Raw genomic sequence first — 4,830 nt, forward strand, 5'->3', positions numbered from 1 at the left:
TTTGGACGGAGAGTTCGATCCTGGCTCAGGATGAACGCTGGCGGCGCGCCTAACACATGCAAGTCGAACGGCACCTATCTTCGGATAGAAGCGAGTGGCGAACGGCTGAGTAACACGTGGAGAACCTGCCCCCTCCCCCGGGATAGCCGCCCGAAAGGACGGGTAATACCGGATACCCCCGGGTGCCGCATGGCGCCCGGGCTAAAGCCCCGACGGGAGGGGATGGCTCCGCGGCCCATCAGGTAGACGGCGGGGTGACGGCCCACCGTGCCGACAACGGGTAGCCGGGTTGAGAGACCGACCGGCCAGATTGGGACTGAGACACGGCCCAGACTCCTACGGGAGGCAGCAGTGGGGAATCTTGCGCAATGGGGGCAACCCTGACGCAGCGACGCCGCGTGCGGGACGGAGGCCTTCGGGTCGTAAACCGCTTTCAGCAGGGAAGAGACGAGACTGTACCTGCAGAAGAAGCCCCGGCTAACTACGTGCCAGCAGCCGCGGTAATACGTAGGGGGCGAGCGTTATCCGGATTCATTGGGCGTAAAGCGCGCGTAGGCGGCCCGGCAGGCCGGGGGTCGAAGCGGGGGGCTCAACCCCCCGAAGCCCCCGGAACCTCCGCGGCTTGGGTCCGGTAGGGGAGGGTGGAACACCCGGTGTAGCGGTGGAATGCGCAGATATCGGGTGGAACACCGGTGGCGAAGGCGGCCCTCTGGGCCGAGACCGACGCTGAGGCGCGAAAGCTGGGGGAGCGAACAGGATTAGATACCCTGGTAGTCCCAGCCGTAAACGATGGACGCTAGGTGTGGGGGGACGATCCCCCCGTGCCGCAGCCAACGCATTAAGCGTCCCGCCTGGGGAGTACGGCCGCAAGGCTAAAACTCAAAGGAATTGACGGGGGCCCGCACAAGCAGCGGAGCATGTGGCTTAATTCGAAGCAACGCGAAGAACCTTACCAGGGCTTGACATATGGGTGAAGCGGGGGAGACCCCGTGGCCGAGAGGAGCCCATACAGGTGGTGCATGGCTGTCGTCAGCTCGTGTCGTGAGATGTTGGGTTAAGTCCCGCAACGAGCGCAACCCCCGCCGCGTGTTGCCATCGGGTGATGCCGGGAACCCACGCGGGACCGCCGCCGTCAAGGCGGAGGAGGGCGGGGACGACGTCAAGTCATCATGCCCCTTATGCCCTGGGCTGCACACGTGCTACAATGGCCGGTACAGAGGGATGCCACCCCGCGAGGGGGAGCGGATCCCGGAAAGCCGGCCCCAGTTCGGATTGGGGGCTGCAACCCGCCCCCATGAAGTCGGAGTTGCTAGTAATCGCGGATCAGCATGCCGCGGTGAATGCGTTCCCGGGCCTTGTACACACCGCCCGTCACACCACCCGAGTCGTCTGCACCCGAAGTCGCCGGCCCAACCGAGAGGGGGGAGGCGCCGAAGGTGTGGAGGGTGAGGGGGGTGAAGTCGTAACAAGGTAGCCGTACCGGAAGGTGCGGCTGGATCACCTCCTTTCTAGGGAGATACATTCTTAGAGAGACAAACTTTAACTCGAATGGAGGGCAGGAGCCCGTCCGGTGGATGTCTGGCCAGGATACGTCCCCGCAGCACCCGGTCCCCGGGGTCGCACCCGCGTACCTTGAGAGCCGCATAGCGATAGGAGAGAGATGGAAGAGTATCCTCTTCCAGACTCGATTCTTTTCTGCGATTAAATAGAGAATGATAGCAATCATTCATCCGATCCAAACAAGAGGAATTCACTCATTGATGAGTGAGGAGCATCTGATCGCGAGCACAGTGGAACACGCTGTGCCGCGGTATGAGATACCCGAATTGCGACATGAGAGCGCTATTCATGATATCGATTAATTTTCATTAGCGACACGTGGATATCCCGCGGGCCCGGAGCGGTCCCGCAAGATACCACGGGCGCACGGCGGATGCCTTGGCACAGGGAGCCGATGAAGGACGCGGCAAGCTGCGATAATCCCCGGCGAGGAGCACACATCCTTCGACCCGGGGGTCTCCGAATGGGCGAACCCATGCACAGCAGTGTGCATATCCCCGGCCTGAACGCATAGGGCCGGGGAGGACAACCCGGGGAACTGAAACATCTAAGTACCCGGAGGAGAGGAAATCAATCTCGAGACTCCCCGAGTAGCGGCGAGCGAAAGGGGACCGATGGCCAAACCGTCGAGCGGGCGTACCCGGCAGGGGTTCCGCCGGCGGGGTTGCAGGGCCGCGCATCCGGGGGCTGCCGCCCCCGGGCGCAGGTCCGGCTGGGGAGCGGAACGGCATGGGAGGGCCGGCCGCAGCGGGTGACAGCCCCGTACGCGAACCCAGACCGGACGGCGCGACGCGGTCCCTGAGTAGGGCCGGGCACGTGAAACCCGGTCCGAACCTGGGTGGACCACCATCCAAGCCTGAGTACTACCCTGTGACCGATAGCGCACCAGTACCGTGAGGGAAAGGTGAAAAGCACCCCGGGAGGGGAGTGAAACAGTACCTGAAACCGTGCGCCCACGAGCAGTCGGAGCACCTTTACGGTGTGACGGCGTGCCTTTTGTAGAATGAGCCAGCGAGTCGCTGGCGCGGGGCGAGGTTAACCGAAAGGGAGCCGGAGCGAAAGCGAGCCTTAACAGGGCGACTTGAGTCCCGCGCCGCGGACGCGAAGCCGGGTGAGCTATCCGTGGGCAGGCTGAAGCGGGGGTAAGACCCCGTGGAGGGCCGAACGCACGTCGGTTGAAAACGGCGGCGATGACCTGCGGATAGGGGTGAAAGGCCAATCAAACCCGGAGATATCTCGTTCTCCCCGAAATAGCTTTAGGGCTAGCGTCGCGCGTTCACCGCCGGAGGTAGAGCACCGGATGGACGAGGGGGCTTCGCCGCCTACCGAATCCAACCGAACTCCGAATGCCGGCGGCCCAGAGCGCGGCAGTCAGAGCATGTGGGCTAAGCTGTGTGCTCGAGAGGGAAACAGCCCGGACCGCCCGCTAAGGTCCCCAAGTTCCAGCCGAGTGGCAAAGGATGTGCGTCCGCCCAGACAACCAGGATGTTGGCTTAGAAGCAGCCATGCATTCAAAGAGTGCGTAACAGCTCACTGGTCGAGTGGACATGCGCCGACAATACACGGGGCTAAGCTGGACACCGAAGCGGCGGGATTTTATCTATAGAATCGGTAGGGGAGCTTCCCATGGGCGGAGAAGCCGGAGGGCGACCGACGGTGGAGCGCATGGGAGTGAGAATGCTGGCATGAGTAGCGAGAGACGAGAGAGTAACTCGTCCGCCGTGAACCCGAGGTTTCCTGGGCAAGGCTAATCCTCCCAGGGTCAGTCGGGGGCTAAGGCGAGGCCGGGAGGCGTAGCCGACGCGCAGCAGGCAGACATTCCTGCACCGCGCACGCGGCGCTACGACCGACGGGGCGACGGATGGGGGTGGCTCGGCGGGGTTCTGGACGTCCCCGTGATGGAGCGCGGCCCGCGGACCAGGGAAATCCGGTCCGCATCGAGGGCGAGGCTCCGGACGAAGCACTTAAGCGAAGCGAGTGAGCCCGAGGTCCCTAGAAAAACCCCTAGGCAGGCGCGTGCGCGCCCGTACCGCAAACCGACACAGGTGGGTGGGTAGAACATACCGAGGCGATCGGGTCAACCATGGTCAAGGAACTCGGCACAATGGCCCCGTAACTTCGGGAGAAGGGGTGCCCGCGCGTACGTGAACGGACTTGCTCCGGGAGCGGAGGCGGGCCGCAGTGGAGAGGCCCAAGCGACTGTTTACCAAAAACACAGGACTCTGCAGAAGCCGCAAGGCGACGTATAGGGTCTGACGCCTGCCCGGTGCCGGAAGGTCACGCGGAGGAGTTAGCCGTCTCGGCGAAGCCCCGAAGCCAAGCCCCGGTAAACGGCGGCCGTAACTATAACGGTCCTAAGGTAGCGAAATTCCTTGTCGGGTAAGTTCCGACCTGCACGAAAGGCGCAACGACTTGGGCGCTGTCTCGACCATGGACCCGGTGAAATTGCACTGGTCGTGAAGATGCGACTTACCCGCGGAAGGACGGAAAGACCCCGTGAACCTTCACTGCAGCTTGGCATTGGCCGCTGGTCCCGCGTGTAGAGGATAGGCAGGAGGCGAAGATCCGGAGGCGCCAGCCCCCGGGGAGCCGCCCTTGGAATACTGCCCTCGCGCGACCGGCGTCCTAACCCGAGGCCGTCAACCGGCTCGGGGACCGTGCCAGGCGGGCAGTTTGACTGGGGCGGTCGCCTCCTAAAGGGTAACGGAGGCGCGCGAAGGTCCGCTCGGGACGGTCGGCAACCGTCCTTTTGAATGCAAGAGTACAAGCGGGCTTGACTGCGAGGCCCACAAGCCGAGCAGGTGCGAAAGCAGGCTCTAGTGATCCGGCGGCCCCGAGTGGGTGGGCCGTCGCTCAACGGATAAAAGGTACTCCGGGGATAACAGGCTGATCTTGCCCAAGAGTCCACATCGACGGCAAGGTTTGGCACCTCGATGTCGGCTCATCGCATCCTGGGGCTGGAGCAGGTCCCAAGGGTACGGCTGTTCGCCGTTTAAAGCGGTACGCGAGCTGGGTTCAGAACGTCGTGAGACAGTTCGGTCCCTATCCTCCGTGGGCGCAGGAGAATCGATGGAGGCTGCCCCCAGTACGAGAGGACCGGGGTGGACGCACCTCCGGTGAACCGGTTGTCGACCAACGGCACGGCCGGGTAGCCGCGTGCGGCGCGGATAACCGCTGAAGGCATCTAAGCGGGAAGCCGTTCCAGGGATTAGTTCTCCTTCCGGTAAGGGCCCAGGTAGACTACCTGGTCGATAGACGGCAGGTGCAAGG

At 63.5% G+C, this 4,830-nt stretch carries 2 rRNA genes; both read left to right on the forward strand.

Annotated elements, in window-relative coordinates:
- The first annotated feature begins 2 nt into the window (after positions 1–2).
- Positions 3–1,508 (forward strand): 16S ribosomal RNA (locus ACQRC0_RS08545).
- Positions 1,509–1,906: 398 nt separating this feature from the next.
- Positions 1,907–4,830, forward strand: a 23S ribosomal RNA gene (locus tag ACQRC0_RS08550); the annotation flags it as partial.

It is taken from the genome of Collinsella sp. SGI.033 (assembly GCF_050315135.1).
Classification (GTDB): Bacteria; Actinomycetota; Coriobacteriia; order Coriobacteriales; family Coriobacteriaceae; genus Collinsella.